Origin of the sequence: Nocardia sienata NBRC 100364, from assembly GCF_001613205.1 — a bacterium.
Taxonomy (GTDB): Bacteria; Actinomycetota; Actinomycetes; order Mycobacteriales; family Mycobacteriaceae; genus Nocardia; species Nocardia sienata.
Genome location: NZ_BDBX01000003.1, coordinates 392,546 through 416,851 on the forward strand (window position 1 = coordinate 392,546; position 24,306 = coordinate 416,851).

A 24,306-nucleotide genomic window follows, 5' to 3' on the forward strand; every position below is an offset into this window, starting at 1 on the left:
TCCTTGTCGGTTGGAAAGTAGTTCAGTGGGTTCGTGCCGCGTCACGGCCGGCGATGCGGCCCCAGGTGAGGGCAGAAGCGATCGTCAGTCCCCCGGCGATGGTGCCGGGCCCGAAGACGGCCGCGGCTGCATTCCCCGCAGCGTAGAGACCGGGGATCGGGTGTCCTGTCCAATCGAGAACGCGGGCTTGCCGGTCGATACGGGCTCCGCCCTTGGTACCGACTGCTCCCGGGTGTACGGGGAGGGCGAAGAACGGGGGCTCGCTCACTGGACCGAGGTTCGGATGCGCTGCGGCCGGGTCTCCGAAAGCATGCTCGTAGCGGGAGCGTCCGCGGCCGAAATCCTCGTCGCGGCCGGTCGCGGCCATGGTGTTGAATCGGGAGACGGTGGCCGCCAGAGCGTCCGGGTCGATGCCGAGACGGGCGGCGAGATCGTGGATGCTGTCCGCTTGGATCAGCCAGTCCGGTGCCTGCGAGCCTGCGGGGATGCCTGCGACCGAGTACTTGGCACGGAATTGAGCGTCGCCGATCGCCCAGGCCGGCAGGTTTCTGGGCCGGTGGGTGTTGGGGTCGAGTTCGGCGAAGGCAGCGGCGCAGTTGTGGCTGGACTCGTTGACGAACCGGTGCCCGGCGGCGTTGATCCAGAGCACGTGTGGCAGTGACCGTTCCGGCAGCACCAGTTGCGCCTGAGGTGTCGCTTGCAGGTCGGGCCAGACCGTGCCGGGGGCCTGGTAGGCGGGCCAGGACCAGTACTCTCCCGGATACGCCATCGCCGCGCCGACCCGTCCGGCCAACCGCAAGCCGTCTCCGTTCTGCACCGGCGGGGTCACCGGGTGGGTGAGCGGCCCGGACAGCAATCGAGAACGCAATTCGGCGTCGTGTTCGAATCCCCCGGTGGCCAGAATGACGCCTCGCCGGGCACGCACCGTGCGGGCGGCACCGTCCTGTTCGGCCCGCACACCCGCGATCCGGCCGTTGTCGGCGCGGAGCAGTTCGACCACCCGGCATCCGCGCACCAAACCGACTCCCAGGGCGCGGCAGCCGTGCAGCAGTCCGGCGACCAAGCCTGCTCCGAGGGTTACCACATCGTCCGCGCTGCGTTGTGCGATCAGTTCCAGTGGTGGTTGCCCACCGGAGAAGAGACTGTGTTCGCACACTTCTTGGTTGGTGAGTACTGGTGCGAAAAGCGACGCTGGCCAGACCAGTTCCTCGACCGCGCCGAGATCCCCGAGGGCCACCGGGCGGACTTCGAGGTGGCGCGACGAATGGCCGCCCGGCAGCTCGACGAAAGTGTCGGGATATGCCGTTACCACCGAGAATTCGATTGGAGTGCGTTCCTCGAGGAATCGCACGGTCTCCGGTGTCGCCTGGACGAATGTCACGACCAGGTCGTCCTCACGCCCGGGGGCTGCGGCGCGGCAATAGGCCAGGGCATTCTCGGCGGAGTCGGGGTAGCCGGCTTGACGCATTCGATGATTGCCCGGCGCCCAGATCTGTCCACCCGAGACCGCCGTCGAGCCGCCCCACCGCGAGGAGGCCTCCAGCACCGCGACCTCGGCCCCACCGTCCGCGGCCGCGAGCGCGGCAGCCAAGCCGGCCGCCCCCGAACCGATCACTACAACATCAACGTCTTCCACGAGTTCCTCCACGTCTATTTGTTAACACGTTAACAAATAGACGTGGAGGGTCAAGACCGCGCGATCAGACCATCGAGCAACGCGGTGAGTCCGTACTCGTAGTTCTCCCAGGGATGCGGCCAATCAGCGGCCAGCGCGGCGATCGTGGGGGTCAGTTCCGAATCGGCTTCTATGACCACGCTCGCCTGGCCGAACCGACCCGCCTCGGAGCGGGCTCGATCAGACCCACTCCGGATGGTTAGGACCCCGACCGTGAACTGCCACACCGCGCGATATGCGGACGCCGCCTGCTCACGGTCCAGGCCACAGGCCACAAATGCCTGCAAGATCTCCTCGACCACCCACAAGATCGCCCGGCTGGCAAGATCCTTACCGACCAGGACACCCACCACCCAGGGGCGCGCGGCAAGAGTGCCGTACAGCAGCCGCCACAACACCACCAGTCGCTGCCGCGGATCTTCGGGTAGATCCGGCCGACCGAGCTCACCCGCAACCTCGTCCAGCAGCGCCAGCAGCATCTCGTCCTTGTCACGCACATGCCGGTAGATCGCCGTGGGAGAACTCGACAGCCGATCTGCGACGCGGCGCATGGTCAACGCTTCGATACCCTCGGACTCCACAATCTGTTCTGCAGCCGCGACCACCGCCTCGCGGGACAGTCTCGCCGGCCGACCCCGGCGCCGCATCGAGTCAGTCATCAGCACAGTCTGTCACCGCCACTGAACAACACGGTCATGTCCCCGAGCGCCCTATGTCGCATACCGAGTGGTCAGACATCCACGATCCGCGTGCTGGCCAATGAGGAAGCCCGCTCCACCGAATCGCCGCGCGGCTTCGCCGCCTGGCGCGGAGTCTCGATCAGCAACGACACGATCGGCGCGAACGGCAGCATCTCGGTCGGCTCGGCCTTGAGCGCGATCGCCTCGGCCGGAACGTCCTCGGCGGTCAACGGGGAGATGACCAGATCCCCGGATTCCCCGTCCAGGCGCACCGGGCCCTCGCGCTCGGCGAGCACCGTCTCGAGTTCACCGACCGCGGTGTTCAGTTCCTCGACGACTGCGGCCAGGGCGACACTAGGGTCGGCCGAGCGACCGACCAGGCGGCAGAACTCGGTGCGTTGCGGTTCCCACTGCTCGCTGGTGAGCAGGTAGGCGGCCGGGTCGGCATACCGGCGTGAGCCCGGCACGTACACGTCCCCGCCGGCGAAACCCACCGACGCGAGCCCCGCGGGGGTGAACTGGCGCAGGTAGTTGCCCAGCAACCAGCCCTCACCGCAGGCCGAACCCGAACTCACCAGCGATCAGCTACGGCTACCCATATCCGTTGGTTTTCGGCGGTTACTACCGGTACCCCTTCAGGGAGGGAACTGATCGGCCGGCTCGGCGACGACGCCCCGGCCAGCGTGGACGCCGAGGGTCGCCTGCACGTTGCCGCGCTGACCGCGGTACCGGATCCACCTTCGCTGACCGACCTGCGGCACCGGGTGGAGGCGATGTTGCCGCGGGTGGACCTGCCGGAGCTGGCGCTGGAGGTGATGTCATGGCTGCCCGAGTTCACCGAGGCATTCACCCTCGTCTCCGGGAACCCCGCCCGTGTAGCGGAACTCGCCCTGTCGATTGCGGCGGTGCTGTGCGCGCATGCGATGAACGTCGGGTTCAAACCCGTTGTCTCGCCCGGGGTGGGGCTCTGACCCTGGACCGGCTGCACCACGTCGACCAGCACTATCTGCGGTTCGACACACTCGCCGCGGCCAATGCGGTGCTCGTGGAGGCGTAAGCCGATATCGAGCTGGCCCAGCTATGGGGCGGCGGCCTGGTCAGGCACAGCAGGCTTCCTGTATGCAGTCTCTGGCGGTGTTGCGATGGATGGCGCAGTCCGGGTCCTGGTGAAGCAGCTCACCGAAGTAGTAGCCAGGCTGGTTCATCGTGAACTCGGTCCCCTCAAGGTGAGGGCGCGGCCCCGACCGGTGAGGATCCCGGCCAACTCCTGCTGGAAGGCTTCGCGATGTTTCCACTGCTCGAGGCAGGAGAAGTGCAGCGGGCCTTCGAAGAACCGGCGGTCGGGATCCCAGGCGGCTCGTAACAGCCAATAGCTGGGAATGTATGCAGTCCAGCCCGGGATCCGCAGGGCGAACTCCCTGCAGATTCGACACGATGTGGTGTCATCGCCGTCCATAGCGGCAGATATCTCTTTCCCTCACACACCATTCGCTCGACCGCCGGCCATGACGAGGCGGTGGTGGTGCATCCGAGCGGGATCCGGCGTTGAGAAGATGTCTTACGTGGGTGTAAGTGGTTGCCCGGCACGATACGACTCGTGATCGACAGGTTCACTCAGAGACTGGCCCCGGATGCCGGTGAGAGCGTGAGATCGCCGGGGATAGGTATTGAGACATCTGTCCCGTTGCACGGCATGGCATTCTTGTGCCCTGTGCTCATGGAGCCGGCCCGCTGCCGACGCTGTGACCTGGGGCGGGACCTCGTCGATGGCAAAACGAGCCTGTGACTTCAACCGGAGCAGGTGGTCGGTGCCGCCTTCCGTTGTGCGAAGCGGCATTTTATGCCCTCTCCGGCAGGCCAATAGCGTCGGATTTCATGAATTGGAGTTTTCATTCGGCGGAAGAACTCGCGGCCGCCTTGCGTACCGGTGAAGTGACATCGGTGGAGCTGACCGATGAGGCGATCGCCCGTATCGAGCGGGACGACCGAGCGATCAATGCGATCTGTGTGCCGGATTTCGACCGTGCGCGGGCCGCCGCACGCCGCGCCGACCAGGCGCGCGCCCGCGGTGAGGATCGGCCGCTGCTCGGTATTCCGGTGACGGTCAAGGAGTCCTACGACATCGCCGGGCTGCCGACGACCTGGGGCCTGCCGCAGCACGCGAACTATGTACCGACCGAGGACGCGGTGCAGGTGTCGCGGTTGAAGGCCGCCGGCGCGGTGGTGCTCGGTAAGACCAATGTGCCGTTGGTGCTGCGAGATATCCAGAGCTTCAACGAGGTCTACGGCACCACCAACAATCCGTGGGATCACGGCCGCACGCCGGGTGGGTCGTCCGGCGGTTCGGCGGCCGCGCTGGCGTCCGGATTCGGCGCGCTGTCCATCGGTTCCGACCTCGCCGGTTCGCTGCGCACCCCCGCGCATTTCTGCGGCGTATACGCGCACAAGCCGACGCTCGGGCTGGCCCCGGCCCGCGGCATGGTCGCGCCGCCCGGGCCGGCCCTGCCGATCGACCTCGACCTCGCCGTCGTCGGCCCGATGGCGCGCACCGCCCGCGACCTCGCGCTGCTGCTCGACGTGATGGCCGGACCGGACCCGCTGACCCACGGCATCGCTTACGACCTCGCACTGCCGCCCCCGCGCCACGAGCGGCTGTCGGACTTCCGTGTCCTGATCATCGAGGATCATCCGCTCATCCCGACCGGATCGGCGGTGCGGGCGGGCGTGAACCGGGTCGCCGAGGCGCTCGTCGACGAAGGCGCCCGCGTCGAACGGCGCAGTCCGCTGCTGCCCGACCTGACCGAAGCGGCGACGCTCTACATGCTGCTGATGCTGTCGAACGCCGCCGCAGGCCTTCCCGTCGACGTGTACGAACAGCTGCGGACCCGCGCCACCGCGCTGAGCGCGGGCGACCGGAGTCTCGATGCGGCGCGGCTGCGCGGCATGGTGCTCGGCCACCGTGACTGGGTCGAGGCACACAACCGTCGCGAACTCCACCGCCACGGCTGGCGGCGACTCTTCGCCGAGTTCGATGCCGTGGTGTGCCCCATCACGCCCACCCCCGCCTTCCCGCACGACCACAACGGAGGTCTGGAGGACCGCCATATCGACATCGACGGCGTCGAGTACCCGTACTTCGACCAGCTCGTCTGGGCCGGTGTGGCCACCATGCCCGGCCTGCCCGCCACCGCCGTACCGGCGGGCCGGTCGCCCGAGGGGCTGCCGGTGGGAGTGCAGCTCATCGGTCCGATGTTCGAGGACCACACCCCGCTGCGGCTGGCCGAACTGCTCGAGCAGAAGATCGGCGGTTTCCGGGCACCGAAGTAGAAGGTACTGCCGCGTATTCGTCCCGACACGTCCATAGCCGCCCTCATCGTGGGCGCCGACTTGAAATCGCTTGGGATCCACCTCGCCTGGAGCTCGGTCCTCGGCGTCGGATCTCCGAGGCGTCTGTCCCACCCCAGCCCTCTGAGACGGAACGTCTCGTCTTGACAGTGGAGTGAGCGTCTGACATTCTCATCGAGACGCAACGTCTCGTTTCGAAAGGGGTTCTAGTGACCAGAACATGGTTCGTCACCGGCGCCGGTCGCGGCCTTGGACGCGCCTTCACCGAAGCCGCGCTCGCCAACGGTGACCACGTGGTCGGCACCGCACGGGACCCGCACGCACTGCAGGACCTCGCGCAGGAACGGCTCACGGTGCTGCCGCTCGACGTCCGCGATCGTGACCAGGTACAGGCCACCGTGCACCGGGCCGTCGAGGTCACCGGAGGCCTCGACATCATCGTCAACAACGCCGGATACGGTCTCGTCGGTGCGGTCGAGGAATTCACCGAATCCGAGATCCGCGACCAGCTGGACACCAATTTCTACGGCTCCGTCTGGGTCTGCCAGGCAGCACTCCCCCACCTACGGACCCGGGGGTCCGGCCACATAGTGCAGATCTCCACCGTCGGCGCGGTCGGTAGCATGCCGCTGTTCAGCATGTACAACGCCGGGAAATGGGCCCTGGAAGGATTCAGCGCGGCACTCGCCGACGAACTCCGCCCGTTCGGCGTCGCCGTCACCATCGCGCAACTGGGCGGGTTCGCCACCGACTGGGCCGGTTCCAGTATGCGTTTCGCCACCGCGCACCCCGCCTACACCGACCTGCGCGCCGGGATACTGGGCACCCCCGACTACCCCGATCCGCACGCCGGGCCCGCCGGGTCGGCCGAACCCGAAGAGTCCGAATGGGCAGACGCCGACCCGGCAGTGGCCGCCGCGGCCGTCCTTGAACTGGTGGACCTGTCCGACCCGCCGCTGCGCACGATCATCGGGCCGGGAGCCCGGCAGATGGTGTCCATGGCACTGGATCAGCGGCGCCTGGACTACAGCCGAGACCCCGAGTTCCAGTGGCCCGCATGAACGCCCGGCCCACGCGGCGCCGGGCGCAGTAGCGTGGCGGCATGAGCACCGAACTCCCCGCCTTCGCGCGGCAGGCATGGCTGCTGCTCGAACCGCTGCACGCCGTCACCTACTTCTCACCCGAACCGCTCCAGGCGCTGAGAACGGCAGGGTATCGCGGCTTCTGGATGGGTTACTTCGCCGGCCGCGCCGCCCCGCTCGGCGCCCCCGGACCCGAAGTGGTGCACGCACTGTTCTACAACTTCACCATCGAGCGCGTGCGCGCAGCCCTGCCCGCCGCATGGGATTTCGCGGCCCCGGACGCCGCGCTGACCGCCCGGCAGCACGGTGCCGCCGCGGCGCTGCGCCGTCAGTTCGGGGAGCTCGCCGAAGGTCCCGAGGTCGCGGCGGCGGCGGAACTCGCGGCGCGGGCGGCGGCCGCGGCGCCGGCGGAAGGGCGGGCGCTGTTCGCCGCCAACCGGGCACTGCCCGAACCGCGGGACCCGGTGGCGCGGTTGTGGCATGCGGCGACACTGTTGCGGGAACACCGCGGTGACGGGCATATCGCCGCGCTGGTCGCCGCCGGAATCGACGGGCGCGAATCGCATGTGCTGCAGGCCCTGGCGAACCGGGTCCCGCGCGAGGTCTACACGGTATCCAGGGATTTCGGTGACGAGGAATGGGCGGTCCGGCTGGACACGCTGCGCGGCAAAGGGCTGGCCGGCGACGACGGCCCCACCGCACAAGGGAGGGCGCTGAAAGCCGAGATCGAGACACGCACCGACGCCGCGGCCGCGACGGCGTACACGGGGCTGACCTCCGGCGAACGCGCGGAACTGCTTCGTACGCTGCGTCCGCTGGCGCGGGCTGTCATGGCGTCCGGGGAGATCCCGGCGGTCACCCCGATCGGGTTGGATCTGAGGCAAGAACCGGACGATTGAGCCGCGACGTCGTCATTCGACAAACGACCCCGCCTCGCGCGACGATCGCAGGCATGACAGGTAAGACGCACCGTTACGAATGCCGCACCGAGTGGACCGGGGCGGGTGAACGCGGAACGGTCGATTACCGGTCCTACGACCGCACCCACGTTTCCCGGGTGCCGGGACGCCCCGAGCTACTCGGGTCCGCCGACCCCGCCTTCCGCGGCGACGCGGGCCGCTGGAATCCGGAGCTGTTGTTGCTCGCCTCGCTGAGTCAATGCCATCTGCTGTGGTATCTGCACCTCTGTGCGACCGGCGGCGTCACTGTGCTCGATTATCACGACGACGCGGTGGGGACCATGGCCGAGGACAGTGACGGCGGTGGCCGTTTCACCGGGGTGGAGCTTCGGCCGGTGGTCACCGTGGCAGCCGCGGAGATGGCAGACCGGGCTCGGGAGCTGCACCGCGACGCCCATGCCAAATGCTTCATCGCGGCGTCGGTGAATTTCCCGGTCACCCATTCACCGCGTATCGAGGTCGCCGCCGGCTGACCCGGGGCGGTACATGTCCAATGCCGCGGCCAGCTCGTCCATGACCCGCTGCCAGTGCGCCCGCTGCTGTTCGCGCTCCGCGGCGCTCGACATCCGTTCCTGATGGAAACGTACGCGAGTCCGGTGCCCGGTCGCGGGGGTGAGTGTGACCTGCACGGTGGTGGGGCCGTAGGTGAGCCGGATGCGCTCACCGGGGCGGTAGCCGCGTATTTCACCGGTCACTCCGGTGTCGGTGCGATATCGCGCACCGGGTGTGAAGGTGGGGTCGGCGCCGGGACCCAGCCAGCAGGCCGTACCCGCCGCGCCGATGAGGTGGTGCCAGACGATATCCGGCGGCTGGGGCAGCGTACGGGAGACGCCGATCTGCCAGCCGGCGTCCGCGGTGAGTCCGGTGGGCATGGTGGTCATCCTTCTTTCTCGGGGGTGCGGGCGCGGTGCGCGCGTACTTTGTTGCGGTTGCCGCAGTGCTCCATCGAGCACCAGCGGCGGCGGCCGGGTCGCGAAGTATCGACGTAGATGAGTTGACAGTCGGCGGCCGAGCAGGTCCGGATACGGCCGGCGTGCGGTCCGGTGAGCAGGTCGATGGCGTCGCGGGCCACGGTCGACAGCAGTGCGGTGCCGGTATCCGGGACCCAGGCGCGGACGCCGGTGGCGGTGATCCGGGGAATCAGCGGCGCCGCGGTGGCGAAATCGTTCAGCACATCCAGGTCGCGCGCGGTGGACGGTTCGCCCTGGGAGCGGGCGCGGGTGATCTCGAACAGGGTGTCGCGGAGGTGGCGTGCGGCGGTGACCTCGGCCGCGGTGACCGTGAGCTCGGGAGTGGGGGTGAGCCGGGACCGGCCGGCCCAGGTGATGAGGTCGGCGGGGGTGTGCAGAATCTCGTAGACGCGGTACGGGCCGGGGCCTCCGGTGGGCAGCAGTTCCAAGCACAGCGCACCGGGATCGAAGTGGTAGTCGACGCCTGTGCGGGAGCGCAGCGTCAGGCCCGGGTTTGCACCTGCAGTCATGTAACCACTATAACTGGTTACATGACTTTGGGTTGGAAACTCGTCATCGACAGCACGAACGCACTCGCCATCGCCGACTTCTGGGCCGCGGCGCTGGAATACGAACCGGAAGACCAGACCACGCTGATCGACCAGCTACTCGCCGCCGGCCACCTCGACCCCGGCGCCGTCACCGAACACGGCGGCCGCAAGACCTTCCGCGGCCTCGCCGCGATCCGCCACCCGGACGACCCGTTCGACCCCTTCACCGGTATCGGCCAGGGCCGCCGGCTGCTGTTCCAGGACGTCCCCGAAGCCAAAACCGTGAAGAACCGGCTGCACATCGATATCCACAGCACCCCGGGCGGCCTCGACGAACTGGTGGCCCGCCTCGAACAGCTCGGAGCGACCCGCGTCCGGGAAGTGGATCAGGGGCCCGCCGGCCACTGGTGGGTCATGCTGGATCCCGAAGGCAACGAATTCTGCGTCTCCTGACGCCCTCGGGCGCTACCAGACCAAGGTGAAGTCCGGGATGCGCACCCGGCCGAAGAAGCGTTTGGCGATATCACTGCCGTCGAAGTTGTAACCGTTCATGATGTCGGCCAGTTCGGTCGCCAGCTCCTGCAACTGCGGGCTCACGCATTCGATGCCGTCCTCGATCACCCAACCCCAGTCCCGGGGTACGTTGTCGATGGTGATGTCGATGCACCCGTGGTGGGGCAGATCCACGGTGATCACGATCTGCACCGGCGCGTCACCGAGCGGATCCCGGACCGCCGGTTCCCCGAACCGGGTCTGCGGGGCGAACATGATGCGGCCCAATGCGATATCGGCACGGATCATCTCGGCCACCGACCGTAGATCGGCATGCTTACCGACCCGATGATGGCGATTACCGTAGGTCCGGTCACCGGTCGCCGAATAGCCGGAGCGGTCCAGTATCCGGTCCAGCATGCGCTGCGCGGTCGCGCGCTCGTCGGCGCCGGTATTGGGGTGCTCGATGAGAGCCCGCAGGCGCATGATCCGATGGCTCGCAATGATCGCCATACCAGGAAGGGTATCGAAATCGGAGCCCGTCGCGCGTCTCAGTCGCGGGTGCGTCCCCCGGAACCTCCGGCACTCGCGATCACCGTCGTCAGATGCTCGTCCGGGGTCGGAGAAACCGCTCCCGCGCCGCGCACCGCCGCCGGTGAACGGACCGCCGTCCACACCTCCAGCACACCGAAGACGGTGATACAGCATCCGGCGACCAGTGCCAGCGTCGCGATATCGTCGAACGGTGCGATCGCCACCACCAGACCCGCGGTGAGCGTGACCAGCCCGAACACTTCCTGTTTTCCACTGCCCGTGATCTCGTCGTCGTCCCACACCCCCGCCACCGCGTGGGCGATCCCGCGCACCGCCCACGCCAGGCCCAGCCACATGGCCAGCAGCAGCGTCCAATCGCCCGCCCGGAAACACAGGGTCGCTGTCACCAGCGATGCCAGCGCTGCCACCAGCAGCAGTACCCGCGGGAACCGGCCCAACCGGCTGCCGAACGCCACCGCGGCCAGGGTCACCGCACTGCACAGCAGCGAGAACATGAACAGGTTGCCGACCGTGCCCAGGGATTTGTCCGGCCAGATCACCGTGGTCATCCCGATCACCACCGAACAGACCCCCATCGCCAGTACCGTCTCGCGGACACCGCGACCGAACACCGGAGCGGCGTCCGCTTCCTCGTAGGTCGGCATAGCAAAATGATATGGCCCAGGACCGCGGATTGCCGCACGGTTGCCGGGAGTGTCCGTCCAGTCCCCTGGCACTGCCTGGGCCACAGCACCGCCGGGGAACCCGCATACAGCGGCAGCACACGCTGAGGCACCGGGACGAGGAACTCGACGGCGCGCCGCCGCTGTCGGCCTTCGACTCCGTCGCCACCGGGTCACCCTCGGTCCGACGACACCCACACTCCATCGGAGTAGCCCGACCTCCCCGACGCCACCTGCACCGGCCCGGTAGCACGCGGATCCGGCGCTACAGTCGCCCCAGCCCCACGTGACCCGTCAGGAGGCCGAGGTGACCGTTCCCGCGCTGGCATGGGCATGCGCACTCGCACTGATCGCGGGCCTGTTGCTGTTCGACTTCTTCTTCCATGTCCGCACCGCGCACACACCATCGCTGACCGAGGCCGCGATCTGGTCGGCCGCCTACATCGGTGTCGCTGTCCTGTTCGGGTTCGGGGTGTGGGTATTCGGCGGTTCGACCATGGGCGTCGAATACTTCGCCGGATACATCACCGAAAAAGCCCTGTCGGTGGACAACCTGTTCGTGTTCCTCATCATCTTGACCACCTTCCGGGTACCCGGCGCGGCCCAGCAGAAAGTACTGCTGGTGGGGATCGTGTTCTCGCTGGTGGTCCGCACCGGATTCATCTTCGTCGGCGCCACCCTCATCAACCGCTTCGCCTGGGTGTTCTATGTATTCGGCGCCGCGCTGCTGATCACCGCCGGCAATATGCTGAAACCGGAGAGCGAGGACAGCCATTCCGGGGGCACGGTGGTGCTGCGGCTGGCTCGCCGGCTCCTGCGCACCACCGACAGCTACGACGGTGACAAACTGGTCACTGTCGTCGACGGCCGGCGCCGCCTCACCCCGATGCTGCTGGCCATGATCGCCATCGGCGGCACCGACGTCCTGTTCGCGCTGGACTCGATCCCCGCAATCTTCGGCCTCACCCAGAACGTGTTCCTCGTTTTCACCGCCACCGCCTTCTCCCTACTCGGGCTGCGTCAACTGTTCTTCCTGCTCGAAGGGCTGCTGGACCGGCTCATCTACCTCGGTTTCGGCCTGGCCGCCGTCCTGGCCCTCATCGGGGTCAAACTCGTGCTGCATGCGCTGCACCAGAACAACGTGCCGTTCATCAACCACGGTGAACCGGTGCCGGTCACCGAAATATCCACTACTGCCTCACTCGGGGTGATCGTCGTCGTACTCCTGGTGACCGTGGCGGCCTCGCTGCTCAGCCCCGCCGGACGCGCACAGACCGCGGTGGCCAACGCCCGCCGGCACGCCACCCGCTACCTCGACCTCGGCTACGAAGCCGATCAGGCCCTACGCGAACGCACCTACGCGAAGATGACGGCCGAAGAGCACACGATCGCCGCGCTGCCGCGCAAATACACGCGGCGTATCCGGGAGGGCGAGTCCGAACTCATCGCGCTGCTCGAACGCGCGCATATCGTGCACGCCGATCGGGTGGCGCGGATACACGCCGGTTTGCCGCTGCGCATGTGAGCAGACAGCGAAAGGGAGCCGAGGCGGGTGGAGCGTCCCGGGTGACCACCGCCCGCTCGGTGACACGGGTCAGCGCAGTCGCGACAGGACCACACTGCGTACGAGATTGCCCCCGGGTGCGGTCCACGGCGCCACCACCTGCCCCGACCGCAGGACCGGCTCCGAACGGCCCAGCACGCGGTGCACCCGTACCTGTCCGTCGGTGACGGTGATATCGGTGCCTACAGGGTTCTCCGCGGCCGATACCAGCCGCGAACCTGCCGCGGGCAGGTCGGCGGCGGCGACCAGGACACTCAGGTCGGGGGTATCGCTGTCGGTGCTGTGCTGGGCCCGCGCACCGCCGGCCAGTAACGCGACCATCCGGTCGACAGCCACCGGATCCCGGGTGCCGTCATAGATCCAGCGGGTGCCCAGCACCCCGTGCTCCGCCGTACCGAGCAGCGCATCCGCGTCGGCGTCGAACGCCGCATCGCGATAACTCAAGGGCACGAAATAGGTGATCGGCTCGGCGCTTCCGCTATCGGTCACCACCAGGAACTCGATACCCACCGCTCCGGCCGGGTCGTCGAGCCGGAACCCGCCCACGCGCTGCAAACTCTCCGCTCTCCCGGGGCCCGAGTACCACGGGCGGCTCGGGAGCCAACGGCCGAGCAACTCCAATTTCGACGGTGCCATGGTCGTGCGGTGGATGAGAGCCATACCGGAGATTGTGCTACGTCAGACGGCGTCGCCGGCGGATACCTGCGTCGTCGACGGCCGGGGGCCGCGTTCGGCGAGAAGATCGTCGAGCTGACGTTCGGCGCGTTCGGCACGGGCCAGGCTCTGGGTGCGGGCGTGCTCCAAGGCCTCCATCCGCTGCGCGGCCTCCGCGCGCGACTTCTCCAGCCGATCATCTGCTTCGGCGCGGGCGGCCGCGAGGTCCGCGGCCGCGCTCCGGCGCACCTCGGCGAGCTCGCCGCGCAGGGCGTCGGTGTCCGCGCGCAGACGTTGCAGTTCGACCCGCATCTCCTGGGCGGTCTGGGCCCGTTCGGCGGCGGATTGTTCCGCACGTTCCAGGGCGCGCTCGATATCGGCGGCGCGCTGGACGGCCAGATCCCGTTCGGCCGCCGCGGCGGATTCACGCTGCGCGCATTCCCGTCGCATCCGCTCGATCTCGGTGTCGGCGGCGCGCTGGGCTCGCGCCATCTCCTGATCGCACCGGTCGCGCAGATGTTGCTGCTGCTGCTCGGATTCCGCGCGCGCGGTGCGGATCTTCTCCTCGGCTGCGCGGCGTGCCGCGAAGATATCGTCGGCGGCGCGAGCGGCGACCTTCTCGACCTCGCGCAGGGCTTCGTCGCGGTCCCGTAGGGCCTCGGCGGTGCGCGTATCCGCCTCGGCGATACGCGCTTCCGCGTCCTCGGCCGCGCGGGCCGCGTCCTCGGCGGCTTCCTCGGCGCGCGTTCGGGCGTCGTAGGCGTCGCGTCGGGACTGTTCGGCTGCGGCGGCGGATATTTCGGCTTCGGCGATGCGGCGGGCCGCGTCGGCCTGTACCGCCTGGACCTGCGCTTCGGCGGCGGCCGGGTCGGCGAGGGTGTTCATTTCGGCGACCGCGGCGGTCAGGGTCGCACCGAGCTGGTCGGCGAGAGTCCGGAATTGGGTGAGCAGTTCGTCGGCACGGAGGCGTGCGGTGGTCACCGGACCTCTGGGTGTCACAGTGACGGTTTCCGTGGGGGTCTCCGCTTCCTGTTGGAGACGTTGACGTTCCCGCCATGCGCGCCAGCGAGTGTGGTCGGGGAGATCGCAGTACTCCGAGGGCCTGCCGGGACCGGTGGGCTTGGCGAGAGGGCGGGAGCAGCCGGGATAGTTGCAGACGGTGGGCACCGGAGAATCGTAGCGTTGTTTCGTTGGCGGACTACGTATTTACACGAAACGTAACGGGGCGAGTCGTCGACGGGGTGCCTGGAGGCCTGAAGTGTCTGGCCTCCGATAAGTGAACATTATCGGAGGCCAGAACTGTAGACTGCGGCGAGACGATACGGCGCACAATGCGTTTCGTTTCGTTGCGTCAAACCAAACGAAAGAAGTTACGAAATTACCGAGGGGATTACAGTGACCGATTACGACAGCGAACTCTCGCTACCCGACACCGTCCGCACCGAACTCCGGCGCGGTGTCACCAGCGTCCTCGTCGACACCGCCGCCCTGCGACAGGTCCGGGAACGCTTCGACAGCGAACAGGCCACCGCGCTCGGCCGCTACCTCACTGCCTCGCAGTCCCCCAACACGTTGCGCGCCTACCGCACCGACTGGATCGCCTGGGCCGCATGGTGCGCCACCGAGAACCGGTGCGCGCTGCCCGCCGACCCTCTCGATATCGCCGTCTACCTCGCCGCCGCCGCGGACGCCCGCACACCCGACGGACGCCACGCATACAGTCCCGCCACGCTGGAACGAAAATCCGCAGCCATCGCCGCCGTACACGCCGCCAACGGGCTGGCCGCGCCCACCCGCAGCGACGTCGTCCGCCTCACCCTGCGCGGAATCCGCCGCACCCGCCGCACCCGGCCCAACCGGAAACGACCGATCCTGCTGCACACCCTCGGCGAACTCCTCGACGGCCTCCCCGAACCCGGCTGGCCCGGCGAACCCGCCCGCCGCCGGGACACTCTGCTGCTACTCCTCGGCTTCGCCGGCGCCCTACGCCGCAGCGAACTCGCCGGGCTGCGGATCACCGACATCCACTTCGGCACCGACCACGGCACCGGAGAACCACTGCTGCTGATCCATCTGCCCACCACCAAAACCGACCCCACCGGCATCACCGAACAACACGTCGCGCTCCCCCGCGGCCGGCAGCCACACACCTGTCCCGTCTGCGCCTGCGCCGACTGGCTGCGAATGTCGGCCGTGCACACCGAGAACCCGGCGAGCCTGCGTTCCTGGGTCGAGCAACTACCCGCCGCGGACCCCCGGATCCACCGCTGCCACGGCTACCGAACCGATCCCCGGCTACGGCCGGAACAGCCCCTGTTCCCCGCGATCAACCGGCACGGCGGGCTCGGCGCCACCGCTCTGTCCGGGCGAGCGGTCGCCGAGATCGTCAAACGTTACGCGGCACGAGCCGGACTGGATCCCGCGCTGTTCTCCGGCCACTCCTTACGCGCCGGGTTCGCCACCCAGGCCGCCCTCGGTGGCGCCGCCGACCGCGAGATCATGCGGCAGGGCCGATGGAGCAACCCACGGACCGTCCACCGCTATATCCGCACGGCCGATCCGCTCGCCGACAACGCGGTCACCAAACTCGGGCTCTGACAACGCACCCGGTGGCGCTGCCGATGACGGTGAGGTCTCGGTATGGCATCCACTGATGTCGCGGGTGGGTATATCGGTCGGCGTCACGCGGGGGCCGCGTCCGATAACCGCGATATACCGCCCGAGCTGCGCTTTTCCGCGGATTTTTCTCCGAAGGTGACCTCTGGACCCGCGCCCGACTGTGCGAGGATATGAGCGCTCCACGAGTGAGTCCGTTTCAAACCCCCCTTTGGAAGGATGCTCAGATGGCGCAAGAAACCAGCACTGCCACCCGTGCCAGCAACGGAAGCAGTCAGCAGGAAATCCAGAGCCTGGACATGCTGCGCATGGGCCTGGACGAAATCCGGCAGGAGTGCCAGAACGCGCGGCAGTACGCGCAGCAGGCACAGAACATCGCCCGGCAGGTGCAGCAGCAGGCCCGCCAGGTTCAGCACCAGTCCCAGATCGCGCAGAATCAGGCGCAGCAGGCCAACAACCAGGCCCAGCAGGCCCGCCAGCAGGCGATCCAGGCGCAGAACCAGGCCCAGCAGGCCCTGAGCGAGGCCGACCGGGCCCAGGCTCAGGCCCAGCAGGCCCAGAGCGAGGCCAACCAGGCCGCCCAGCGCTGTCAGTCGGCCCAGGACCAGTCGGACCAGGCCGCCCAGCTCGCGCAGCAGGCCGAGGATCAGTCCAGCCGCTCCCAGGATCGCGCCATGCAGTGGGAGCTGCAGTTCCATCAGGTTCGCCAGCAGATGCGCCAGTTCTAACAGAGCCGGGCAATCCGGCCGGACACTCGTCCTGGATCCGGAGCAGGCGGAGACGGGGTCCGGTGAACAGACCAGTTCACCGGACCCCGCACTCTGTCCGGCATGCACCCGTAGGGCCGATTCCGGACCGAGTCGCACAGTGGATCGCGGTCCACCCGAGTGCGGCGCCTCATCGTGTTCCGTGGTCGGCGGTGCGACGAGTACTACGAGCGCTTGCGGAAGCTCGCTGTGGCGGCGGTCGAACTCGGCAGCGCCGAGACCCGGTATGCGATCGAGCACGAGTACCTACCATCCGACGCGTTCGTGGCTGCCGTAATGGAGTACGACGACTCCTGGGCCGAGCTACGGGTCCGCCCGTGGTTCCCGGCCGGCGCCGGCACCCTGTTGTGGAACGGCAGGATGGCCGAGCTGACTCCAGCCGGTCTCAAAGCGTCTTCGCGAGTACTTACCACGAGCCGGCTCGCCATGCCTCGCAGCACTGTTCGGATTCCGAAATCGGCAATCAGAGAAAGTCACAATTCCTAATTTGGTAATCGTGGCGTGTCGCAGCGCCGGTTGTGGAAGATGCAGTTCGTTCGACGCCATCCCGGAACCGTTGCTGACCGCGCTGCGGCATACGGTCATTCAGACCATGACCGCGGGGACCGCGGTGATCAGGCCACCATCCACCAGCAGATCCTGGCCGTTGATATAGGACGCCTCCTCCGACGCCAGAAAAGCGACCGCGGAGGCGATATCCGTCGCGGAACCCAACCGGCCCGCCGCCACCGACGCGATCGCTGTGGCCTGCGCCGCCGCCGACACCTCGGCCCGATAGGAGGGAGTGTCGATATAGCCCGGGCTGATCGAATTGACCCGGATCCGCCGCGGAGCCAGCTCGGCGGCCAGCGTCTGCGCCAGGTTGCGGACAGCCGCTTTGGTCGCCGAGTACAGCGCCGCCGCCGGGACACCGCGGTACACCGCCCACGACGAGTTCACCACGATCGCACCGTGGTCGGGGACCAGCGGCAGAGTTTTCTGGATGGTGAAGAAAACACCCTTGAAGTTCGTGGCGACAACCCGGTCGAAGTACTCCTCGGTGATACCGGGCGCCGGGCCGAACGCGGCCGTCCCGGCATTCGCGAATACGACATCGAGCCGGCCGAAACGGGAACGCGCCGTGTCCACGAGCGCGTCGAGATCGGCCGTATCCGCGACATCGCCCCGCACCGTGACCAGACGGTCACCGGCGTCCAGTTCCGCCGCGGCGGCATCGAGTCCACTCCCGGTGCGGCCGGTGATGATCACTCGCGCGCCCTCGTCGAGTAGCCGGCGCGCGGTGGCCAGACCCATACCGCTGCTGCCCCCGGTGACGAGCGCGGTCCTACCATCGAAACGAGAGTTCACATCGGGCATTACGGAACCTTTCCCACGGAGCGAATGGTTCGATGAACGTCGAACCGGACGGGAAAATTCCGGACCCGCCGCTGCGCTCACGACCCCGCTACGCGAGCCAACACAACCTGCGCCGGCTCATCCGGCGCCTGCTCGGGAACCCAATGCCCGGCCCCTCCCGCTTTCTCCGTCTGTCCGGGATCGTGATCGCGCGCCCACGCGAACGCCGCCGGATGCGGCACCGACACCGTCGTCAACGAGGCGATCCGATCCGGCTGGCGGGCAGCCACATCCCACGCCACGATCGCACCGCAGTCGTGGCTCACCAGATGAGGACGTTCCAGTGCCGACGCGTCACAGACGCCCAGCACATCCGCACGGAGTTGCGACAGACCATAGTCCTGACCCACACCTCGAAATCCAGCTCGCCGACGCGCACCGTCCGCAGCTCAGCTCAGCCGTGCTCATCGCTGCATGCCGGCCAAATCCCATCACGGCTGCTAGACACCTGTATGAATCATTGTCCGTGGAACGCGGCCGGTACCGGCCCCGCGCGCCCCGACGTCAGGGAACCGACGGAGGGAACACCTCATGAGCACAGATCACGCCGTCGCGGTCGTCATCGGCGGAGCCTCCGGCATCGGCTGGGCCACCGCACAACACGGGGTTCCGGTAGTAACCGCCGAAAAACCAACGGATACGGCGTAGCTGCTGGTCAGCGTCGACGGTCGGCTCCCGGGCCCAGGATCGAGGTCAGCTCGCGCATCGCCTGTGGGGACGGTTTGAAGTAGCGGCGCAGGTTCTCGGCTGTGCGGTGCCGGGACTTGGCCATCAGTTCCAGCAGGCCGGCTCCGGATTCTCCGAGGTGGGTCAGTCCGGAATGGCGTAGTTCGTGAAGGTCCCAGCCGGTTCCGGGCCCGTCGATGGCGGTGGCGGCGTCGAGTAGGTCGCGGGCCTGGTCGTAGGACAGCCGGGCGAGGCCGGTGTCGGGGCAGACGTCGCGGTCGGCGAGGTACTTGCCGGGTCCCGGTCGGCGGTGGGTCACGAACACGGGGCCGCGGGTGCGGTCGCGGATGAGCCGGGGAAGCAGGCGGGCGGTGCCGGCGTCCCAGTACACGTTTTCGAGGACGTGTTCGTGGTGGGTGGCGCCGCGTCGGCGGATGCGGGGTTTGGCGCCCTTGGACTTCACCGCCGCGGTGCGGCCGGCGAGGTCGAGGTCTTCGATGTTGACCTGGAGTAGTTCTTCGGCGCGGGCGCAGGTTTCGTACAGCATCCGCCACAGCGTCTTCTCGCGCAGGTGGATATCGCGGCGGGCGATGAGCCGGTCGATCGCGGTGCGCGAACGGACCGGGGTCTCGGAGTCCGGTGGTGTCGACCGCCCGGCCGAGGCCGGGAGCGTCGGTGCGGTCCAGCCCTGTTCGGCGCACCAGCTCAGCCATTTACCGACCGCGGCGCGGCGCGCGTTCCAGGTGTTGACCGCCGAGTTGCCCCACAGGGTTTCCAGCGCGGCGCCGATTTCGGCGTCGGTGACCGAGTCCAGGGCGCGGCTGTGCCCGATAAGCCCATCGGGGCCGCGGCCGTCGAGTTGGTCGACGGTCTTGACGATCGCGAAGCCGTAGGCGCGGCGGGTGTTGGCCGAGCCGATGGTGTCGAGGAACGTGTCGGTGGCGATGCGCAGGGTGCGTGTCGGCGGGGCGGTGCGCAGCCGGGTCACCTTCGCGGCCATCGACGTCCACCTTCCGGCTTGCCCCGGATAACGGGGCTGCTTCGTGTACGCGGCGGAGCGGGTCCGCCGCAGGTCGGGTTCCACGATACCCCGGATAACAGGCCATTATCCGGGCTATCCCTGCTATCGTTGAGCGGTCACAGCCAGACGCGTACCGCCGTTCGCCGCAGTCACCGATGCCCACGCCACCGGATGACAGAGTCGGCCAGAGTCTCTCGGGGCCCGCGCAATGAGCAATGCCGTCCTGCCTACCGGTGCCTCCACCCGGCCGGATGGAGGCACCTTCGTCGTTCCCGGGTAGCGGCGCCGCCGCGATCATGGAATATCGTGCCGGTCATGACCACGGATGACTGGTTGGCCGACACCCGAACCTCGTATGACACGGTCGCGGTCAGCTATGCCGACCAAGTGCGCGGCGCCCTCGCCGGACACCAGTACCTTCGCGCGGCTCTGGCGTTGTTCGCCGACAGCGTGCGGACTGTTGGCGGCGGACCGGTCGCGGACGTCGGCTGCGGCCCCGGTGAAGTCACCGCCCACCTGCATGAGCTCGGTGTCGACGCCTTCGGTATCGACCTCTCCCCGGCGATGATCGACGTGGCCCGGCGCGACCACCCCGGCCTGCGGTTCGAGGTGGGCTCGATGACGGAGCTGAACCTGCCCGTCGCTTCGGTGGCCGGCCTGCTCGTCTGGCAGTCGTTGATCCACATCCCCGACGACGAGGTGCCGACTGTGTTCGGGCGCTTCCACCGAGCATTGCGTCCCGGCGGACCGTTGCAACTCCTGTTCCATGTCGGCGACGAGTCGCGGTTGATGACGGAGGGCTACGGCGGTCACCCGATGAAGGTCCATGTCCACCACCGTCAGCCGAACCAGGTGGCATCCTGGCTGCACGATGCCGGATTCGTGGTCGAGGCCCAGATGCTGCTCGACCCGTATGCGAAAGCTCAGCAAGCGATTCTTTTCGCACGCAGTAAGTCCTAACCTCTGCATATGTCGGGCTCGCCACTGGCCGGGTGTGGCGGGTGATCATCTGGCACTCCGGACGCCAGTGGGCGGGCATCACCGCCCACAAGCTGCGGATCGGAGTCGAGGGCGCCCCTACTCCTTCGGCTACGTCGCCGGACCGCACTACCCGCGAGCCTGGGACCACGACTGGACCCAGGACGGACGATCCTGCGCGGACCTGATCCCGGATATGACGACCACCGAATGGCTCGGCCGCGAGCACACGAACCGGGCCCTGGGGTAGCGCCGGGACCGGTCAGAACAGGGTGTCGCGCACCCGCAGCGGCCGGTAGCCCGTCGGGCCGAGCGCGGCGAGTTCGGCGTCGATGTCGACTTCGATCGCGCCGAAGAAGTTGATGTTGGCGCTGTGCGCGGGTGAGATGTGGGCCAGGACCTCGTCGTCGATGCGGTGGCCGGCCCGCCGCATCTGCTCGACGGCGAGCCCGTAGTACTCGGTGGTCCAGGCGATCACGGCGTTGGTGGCCAGGGTCAAACACCAGGCTTGTTCGGTCTGGTCTTGCAGCTGGCGGGCCCGGATCATGCCCTCGTGGGCATACAGCAGGTCGCGGCGCAAGGCGTGCAGGGATTCACCCTTGTTGAGCTGGCGGGATATCTTGCGCCGGTAATCCGGATCGGAGAGGTATTTCGCGGCGTAGATGGTGCGCCGCAACGCCCCGTACTCCTTGAGCGCCGCGGCCAGGGTGTTCTGGCGACCCGACGCCGAGAGCTTGCCGACCAGCAGGGACGCGGTGGCGTGCCCGAACTTCAACGATCCGGCCAACCGCAGCAGATCGTCCAGTGCTCGGCGACCAAATCCAGGTTGGCCTTACGGGTCATCAACGGGCCCGCGTGCGGGAACTGATCCTCGGCGGCCGCGCGCGGGCCCGGCCGGTACAAGGTGATGCGGCCCAGGTCCCGGATCCGCGGGGACAACTGCATCCCGAGCAGGTCGAACAGGCCGAAGTTCACCAGCGTGACCCCGTGGGTGTCGGTGGCGTGTTCGGTGATCGGCAGATCGGTGGCATTGCCCAGGATCTCGTCGAGCACGTAGTGGGCTTCGCGTTTGGTCGCCACGATCACCTTCGTGCCGTAGGTGGCGTGGGAGTCGGTGACATGGGTGTAGGTCGACAGCCCCTCGTTCGCGAAGTAGCGGCTCAACGGGCGGGCAGTCGTGGATTTCCCGCGCGTCGGGAACCGCTGCCCATCGCTGGAGGACAGGGTGCCGGCGCCGAACACCGGGGTGAGCGGGAGCCGTTGGTGGTAGTCGATGATCGCGAGGTTGGCCGCGCGCAGGGTCTCCTCACGCACATACCATTCGTCGGTCCAGGACAAGATGTCGTAGGGGATCCCGCAGGCCTCGGCCATCCGCGTCAGACCCAGGTTCGTCGAGTGCGCGAGCAACACGGCGATCAGATTGCGTTTCAACTCCGGCGTCCGTGACGCCTGCCCGCCGGCGTGGGTGAAACAGTCCAGATAGCCGGTGCGTTTGTCCAGCTCGATCAACAACGACACGATCGGCGCGAACGGCAGCATCTCGGTCAGCTCGGCCTTCAGCGTGACCGCCTCGGCCGGCACGTCCTCCGCGGTCAACGGGGAGATGATCAGACCCCCGGATTCCCCGTCCAACCGCACCGGGCCCTCCCCGTCGGCGAGCACCGCCTCGAGTTCACCGACCGCGGTATGCAGTTCGTCAACGACGGCGGCCAGCGCGACGCCGGGATCGGCCGAGCGACCGACCAGGCGACAGAACTCGGTGCGCTGCGGTTCCCACTGCTGCGGCGTGAGCAGGTAGGCGGCCGGGTCGGCATAGCGGCGTAGCCGGGAACGAACACGTCTCCGCTGCGCAGCCCGTCACGTACCCCGAGCAGCACACACAGCTCCCAGTAGTGTCGATAGGCGGTGGCGCTGCCGGACTTGCGCGCCTGTTCGAGGTAGCCGCGCCACTTCGTGGGCACGAACCCGGTCGGAGCCTCGTCGAAGACCTTTCGGCGGCCGGTGGCGTTGAGCTCGCGCAGCATCGCGACTGCGATCAGCAGCTCGGACGCGGCGGTCCCGCCGGCGAACCCCACCGTGGCCAGCACCGCGGGGGTGAACTGACGCAGGTAGTTGTAGGAGGAGTCCAGCGCGGCCAGATGCCCGTGATCGCGCGGAAGGCGCGGTTTGGCCTGCGCGATCGCCGCCCGCAGGCGTTCCCACCCGATCTTCTCCCCACGGATCAGCGCGCCGATATCCTCATCGGCCACCGCCGGATCGGTGAGGATGGCCAGCAGATCATCCAACAGCGCCTAGCGGTCCTCGCCCGTCTTGCCGCGTTCGGCGAGCTCGGCCTGCATCCGGCGCTCGGCGGCCCCGAATTTCGCCGAGATCGCCTGATCGAACAACGCCACGACCTCATCGAGGACATCGGTGCCGGACTGGGCCAACACTGTCAGCAGGATCGGATACCGGCGCTGCGGATCACGGCGCTCCAGCGCCTGCGGGGTCAATCGCCGGCCCATCGTGGCCAGAAACCGGCGCCGCTCGGCGGGCAGCACCGACATATCCAGGCGATCCGCGCCCAGGCCGCGCAAGAACGCCAGCTTGTCGACCTCGGCGCGCACCGCGGCCGCCGACGCCTCCACCGGCCCGGTCGACAGCCACCGCAACCGCGAAACCCCCAGCGAGGCATCGGTAACCAGCAGCGCATCCAGCTCCGCACAGCGCGCCGGAGTGAACTCATGCGCCAGGCGATCGTAGGTCTCGCGCTGGGCCTGCTCGCGGGCATGAGCGATGCGTTCGACCATGTTCACCGGGCCCGGGCGGATCACCCGCGCCGAGATCAGATACTCACACCCCAACCGGAACAACAGGGTCGGCGAATCGTGCTCCATCGCCCGCGCCTCGTCGAGTTCCTTGAGTTCGAGCGCACCGGCGGTCCGCCACCCCAGGTACTGCGCGACCAGGCGCAGATGGTCGGTGCGGGTCTGGGCGCGGCGGCCGTAGGAACGGATCTCGGTACCGTCGACACGCAGCTGCTCGGCCAACCGGGCTACCGCGACCGGCGGGGCGGTCACCACCCGATCAGGCACGAACCCCAACCACGGCAACCGGAACCCCCTCTTCGACACCGTCACCGCACAACACGGTCCCATCGACACCGTCGTCGACTGCGCCGGAATCTCCCGGCCCGACACCCTCACCGACCTCTCCCTCGACGACTGGAAAGCCACAGTCGACGTATGCCTCACCGGAGCCTTCCTCACCGTGCGCGAAGCCGCCCGCACCCTGCGCGACAGCGGATCAGTGGTACTCGTGGCCTCCCTCAACGGCCGCCAGCCGGGAATCGGTATGGGCGCCTACTGCTCCGCCAAAGCCGGCGTACTCATGCTCACCGAAGTCGCCGCCATGGAACTCGCGCCGCGCGGTATCCGCGTCAACGCGGTCAACACCGGATTCGTGCACACACCACTCACCCACGGCGCCACCCTCGTCCCCGGCCTCGTCGAGGAATACATCGACAACACCCCACTAGGACGGGCCGGCACCCCCGGCGAAATCGCACAGACCATAGGGTTTCTCACCTCCACCGCGGCCGGCTGGATGACCGGCGCGGCCATCGATCTCAACGGCGGCGCCCACACCAAACGCTATCCGGATATCGTGGCGCGAATCGCGGATATGGCGGGCGGCAACAGCGCGCCGTGACAAG

The 24,306-nt window shown here is 68.0% G+C and carries 23 protein-coding genes and 2 pseudogenes; 11 read left to right on the forward strand and 14 right to left on the reverse strand.

Going from position 1 to position 24,306, the window contains the following annotated elements; all coding sequences use genetic code 11:
• Nucleotides 1-22: 22 nt before the first annotated feature.
• The 3 genes and pseudogenes from NS4_RS02750 to NS4_RS02760 form a co-directional block, all read right to left on the reverse strand.
• Entirely contained in the window at nucleotides 23-1,636 is a 1,614-nt protein-coding gene (locus NS4_RS02750) for an FAD-dependent oxidoreductase (protein ID WP_169811715.1), read from the reverse strand.
• Nucleotides 1,637-1,686: 50 nt separating this feature from the next.
• Complete coding sequence (locus NS4_RS02755) at nucleotides 1,687-2,334, reverse strand: TetR/AcrR family transcriptional regulator (protein WP_063057935.1); 648 nt, start codon at nucleotides 2,332-2,334, stop codon at nucleotides 1,687-1,689.
• 143 nt (nucleotides 2,335-2,477) lie between these two features.
• Nucleotides 2,478-2,846 (reverse strand): annotated as a pseudogene (locus NS4_RS02760) (Tn3 family transposase); the annotation flags it as partial.
• Between the two features lie 192 nt (nucleotides 2,847-3,038).
• Between NS4_RS02760 and NS4_RS02765 the strand changes: the two are divergent.
• The gene (locus NS4_RS02765) at nucleotides 3,039-3,326 is read left to right on the forward strand and encodes a Tn3 family transposase (protein WP_063057839.1); all 288 of its coding nucleotides are present in this window, start codon (nucleotides 3,039-3,041) and stop codon (nucleotides 3,324-3,326) included.
• Nucleotides 3,327-3,556: 230 nt separating this feature from the next.
• Here NS4_RS02765 and NS4_RS32570 read toward each other — a convergent pair whose 3' ends face one another.
• Nucleotides 3,557-3,811 (reverse strand): hypothetical protein, encoded by a 255-nt coding sequence (locus NS4_RS32570; RefSeq protein WP_063057840.1) that lies wholly within the window; start codon nucleotides 3,809-3,811, stop codon nucleotides 3,557-3,559.
• Nucleotides 3,812-4,230: 419 nt separating this feature from the next.
• Here NS4_RS32570 and NS4_RS02775 point away from each other — a divergent pair, with 419 nt between their 5' ends.
• The 4 genes from NS4_RS02775 (at nucleotide 4,231) to NS4_RS02790 (ending at nucleotide 8,214) form a co-directional block, all read left to right on the forward strand.
• On the forward strand, nucleotides 4,231-5,682 hold the full coding sequence (locus NS4_RS02775; protein ID WP_063057841.1) for an amidase: 1,452 nt from the start codon (nucleotides 4,231-4,233) through the stop codon (nucleotides 5,680-5,682).
• A 227-nt stretch (nucleotides 5,683-5,909) separates the two neighbouring features.
• Nucleotides 5,910-6,761, forward strand: coding sequence for an SDR family NAD(P)-dependent oxidoreductase (locus tag NS4_RS02780; protein ID WP_063057842.1), 852 nt, complete (start codon nucleotides 5,910-5,912; stop codon nucleotides 6,759-6,761).
• A gap of 41 nt (nucleotides 6,762-6,802) precedes the next feature.
• A complete protein-coding gene (locus NS4_RS02785) occupies nucleotides 6,803-7,681 on the forward strand; it encodes an SCO6745 family protein (protein WP_063057843.1) in 879 nt (292 codons plus the stop codon).
• A gap of 53 nt (nucleotides 7,682-7,734) precedes the next feature.
• Nucleotides 7,735-8,214, forward strand: a complete 480-nt coding sequence (locus tag NS4_RS02790; protein ID WP_063057844.1) for an OsmC family protein — start codon at nucleotides 7,735-7,737, stop codon at nucleotides 8,212-8,214.
• Here NS4_RS02790 and NS4_RS02795 read toward each other — a convergent pair.
• Nucleotides 8,185-8,622 (reverse strand): SRPBCC family protein, encoded by a 438-nt coding sequence (locus NS4_RS02795; protein WP_245665001.1) that lies wholly within the window; start codon nucleotides 8,620-8,622, stop codon nucleotides 8,185-8,187. The genes NS4_RS02790 and NS4_RS02795 overlap by 30 nt on opposite strands.
• Nucleotides 8,619-9,221, reverse strand: coding sequence for a CGNR zinc finger domain-containing protein (locus tag NS4_RS02800; protein ID WP_063057845.1), 603 nt, complete (start codon nucleotides 9,219-9,221; stop codon nucleotides 8,619-8,621). Before NS4_RS02800 ends, NS4_RS02795 begins: the two co-directional genes overlap by 4 nt.
• A 21-nt stretch (nucleotides 9,222-9,242) precedes the next feature.
• Here NS4_RS02800 and NS4_RS02805 point away from each other — a divergent pair, with 21 nt between their 5' ends.
• Complete coding sequence (locus NS4_RS02805; RefSeq protein WP_063057846.1) at nucleotides 9,243-9,695, forward strand: VOC family protein; 453 nt, start codon at nucleotides 9,243-9,245, stop codon at nucleotides 9,693-9,695.
• A gap of 12 nt (nucleotides 9,696-9,707) precedes the next feature.
• On the opposite strand, the gene NS4_RS02810 is transcribed toward NS4_RS02805, so the two are convergent.
• Both NS4_RS02810 and NS4_RS02815 read right to left on the reverse strand, forming a co-directional pair.
• Entirely contained in the window at nucleotides 9,708-10,247 is a 540-nt protein-coding gene (locus NS4_RS02810; RefSeq protein WP_063057847.1) for a hypothetical protein, read from the reverse strand.
• A 38-nt stretch (nucleotides 10,248-10,285) separates the two neighbouring features.
• Nucleotides 10,286-10,933 (reverse strand): DUF308 domain-containing protein, encoded by a 648-nt coding sequence (locus NS4_RS02815; protein ID WP_063057848.1) that lies wholly within the window; start codon nucleotides 10,931-10,933, stop codon nucleotides 10,286-10,288.
• Between the two features lie 325 nt (nucleotides 10,934-11,258).
• On the opposite strand from NS4_RS02815, the gene NS4_RS02820 reads away from it, so the two are divergent.
• Nucleotides 11,259-12,476: a TerC/Alx family metal homeostasis membrane protein gene (locus tag NS4_RS02820; RefSeq protein WP_063057937.1), complete on the forward strand. Its 1,218-nt coding sequence runs from the start codon at nucleotides 11,259-11,261 to the stop codon at nucleotides 12,474-12,476.
• A gap of 69 nt (nucleotides 12,477-12,545) precedes the next feature.
• On the opposite strand, the gene NS4_RS02825 is transcribed toward NS4_RS02820, so the two are convergent.
• Both NS4_RS02825 and NS4_RS02830 read right to left on the reverse strand, forming a co-directional pair.
• Nucleotides 12,546-13,175: a maltokinase N-terminal cap-like domain-containing protein gene (locus NS4_RS02825; protein WP_063057849.1), complete on the reverse strand. Its 630-nt coding sequence runs from the start codon at nucleotides 13,173-13,175 to the stop codon at nucleotides 12,546-12,548.
• An 18-nt stretch (nucleotides 13,176-13,193) separates the two neighbouring features.
• Nucleotides 13,194-14,336 carry a coiled-coil domain-containing protein gene (locus NS4_RS02830; protein ID WP_245665003.1) on the reverse strand — a complete coding sequence of 381 codons (1,143 nt, stop codon included), beginning with the start codon at nucleotides 14,334-14,336 and terminating at the stop codon, nucleotides 13,194-13,196.
• 228 nt (nucleotides 14,337-14,564) lie between these two features.
• Between NS4_RS02830 and NS4_RS02835 the strand changes: the two genes are divergently transcribed.
• Together NS4_RS02835 and NS4_RS02840 are read left to right on the forward strand one after the other, a co-directional pair.
• On the forward strand, nucleotides 14,565-15,767 hold the full coding sequence (locus NS4_RS02835) for a site-specific integrase (protein ID WP_063057851.1): 1,203 nt from the start codon (nucleotides 14,565-14,567) through the stop codon (nucleotides 15,765-15,767).
• Between the two features lie 245 nt (nucleotides 15,768-16,012).
• Entirely contained in the window at nucleotides 16,013-16,513 is a 501-nt protein-coding gene (locus NS4_RS02840) for a hypothetical protein (RefSeq protein ID WP_063057852.1), read from the forward strand.
• Between the two features lie 624 nt (nucleotides 16,514-17,137).
• On the opposite strand, the gene NS4_RS02850 is transcribed toward NS4_RS02840, so the two are convergent.
• The 3 genes from NS4_RS02850 to NS4_RS02860 form a co-directional block, all read right to left on the reverse strand.
• The gene (locus NS4_RS02850; protein WP_063057854.1) at nucleotides 17,138-17,908 is read right to left on the reverse strand and encodes an SDR family NAD(P)-dependent oxidoreductase; all 771 of its coding nucleotides are present in this window, start codon (nucleotides 17,906-17,908) and stop codon (nucleotides 17,138-17,140) included.
• Nucleotides 17,909-17,985: 77 nt separating this feature from the next.
• Nucleotides 17,986-18,297 (reverse strand): alpha/beta fold hydrolase, encoded by a 312-nt coding sequence (locus tag NS4_RS33955; RefSeq protein WP_063057855.1) that lies wholly within the window; start codon nucleotides 18,295-18,297, stop codon nucleotides 17,986-17,988.
• 305 nt (nucleotides 18,298-18,602) lie between these two features.
• Complete coding sequence (locus NS4_RS02860) at nucleotides 18,603-19,613, reverse strand: tyrosine-type recombinase/integrase (protein WP_063057856.1); 1,011 nt, start codon at nucleotides 19,611-19,613, stop codon at nucleotides 18,603-18,605.
• Between the two features lie 336 nt (nucleotides 19,614-19,949).
• Between NS4_RS02860 and NS4_RS02865 the strand changes: the two genes are divergently transcribed.
• On the forward strand, nucleotides 19,950-20,594 hold the full coding sequence (locus tag NS4_RS02865) for a class I SAM-dependent methyltransferase (RefSeq protein WP_063057857.1): 645 nt from the start codon (nucleotides 19,950-19,952) through the stop codon (nucleotides 20,592-20,594).
• 280 nt (nucleotides 20,595-20,874) lie between these two features.
• Here the strand turns inward: NS4_RS02865 and NS4_RS33815 are convergent.
• Nucleotides 20,875-23,704 (reverse strand): annotated as a pseudogene (locus NS4_RS33815) (Tn3 family transposase); the annotation flags it as partial.
• On the opposite strand from NS4_RS33815, the gene NS4_RS31220 reads away from it, so the two are divergent.
• Nucleotides 23,607-24,302, forward strand: a complete 696-nt coding sequence (locus tag NS4_RS31220; protein ID WP_084486568.1) for an SDR family NAD(P)-dependent oxidoreductase — start codon at nucleotides 23,607-23,609, stop codon at nucleotides 24,300-24,302. The pseudogene NS4_RS33815 and the gene NS4_RS31220 sit on opposite strands and share 98 nt — an antisense overlap.
• Nucleotides 24,303-24,306: the final 4 nt, after the last annotated feature.

Coding starts and splice junctions, on each gene's coding strand:
- NS4_RS02805 (WP_063057846.1), top strand. CDS start 9,243: ATGACTTTGGGTTGGAAACTCGTCATCGACAGCACGAACGCACTCGCC.
- NS4_RS02865 (WP_063057857.1), top strand. CDS start 19,950: ATGACCACGGATGACTGGTTGGCCGACACCCGAACCTCGTATGACACG.
- NS4_RS02800 (WP_063057845.1), bottom strand. CDS start 9,221: ATGACTGCAGGTGCAAACCCGGGCCTGACGCTGCGCTCCCGCACAGGC.
- NS4_RS02785 (WP_063057843.1), top strand. CDS start 6,803: ATGAGCACCGAACTCCCCGCCTTCGCGCGGCAGGCATGGCTGCTGCTC.
- NS4_RS02825 (WP_063057849.1), bottom strand. CDS start 13,175: ATGGCTCTCATCCACCGCACGACCATGGCACCGTCGAAATTGGAGTTG.
- NS4_RS02795 (WP_245665001.1), bottom strand. CDS start 8,622: ATGACCACCATGCCCACCGGACTCACCGCGGACGCCGGCTGGCAGATC.
- NS4_RS02850 (WP_063057854.1), bottom strand. CDS start 17,908: ATGCCCGATGTGAACTCTCGTTTCGATGGTAGGACCGCGCTCGTCACC.
- NS4_RS02860 (WP_063057856.1), bottom strand. CDS start 19,613: ATGGCCGCGAAGGTGACCCGGCTGCGCACCGCCCCGCCGACACGCACC.
- NS4_RS02840 (WP_063057852.1), top strand. CDS start 16,013: ATGGCGCAAGAAACCAGCACTGCCACCCGTGCCAGCAACGGAAGCAGT.
- NS4_RS02775 (WP_063057841.1), top strand. CDS start 4,231: ATGAATTGGAGTTTTCATTCGGCGGAAGAACTCGCGGCCGCCTTGCGT.
- NS4_RS02815 (WP_063057848.1), bottom strand. CDS start 10,933: ATGCCGACCTACGAGGAAGCGGACGCCGCTCCGGTGTTCGGTCGCGGT.
- NS4_RS02790 (WP_063057844.1), top strand. CDS start 7,735: ATGACAGGTAAGACGCACCGTTACGAATGCCGCACCGAGTGGACCGGG.
- NS4_RS02810 (WP_063057847.1), bottom strand. CDS start 10,247: ATGGCGATCATTGCGAGCCATCGGATCATGCGCCTGCGGGCTCTCATC.
- NS4_RS32570 (WP_063057840.1), bottom strand. CDS start 3,811: ATGGACGGCGATGACACCACATCGTGTCGAATCTGCAGGGAGTTCGCC.
- NS4_RS02755 (WP_063057935.1), bottom strand. CDS start 2,334: ATGACTGACTCGATGCGGCGCCGGGGTCGGCCGGCGAGACTGTCCCGC.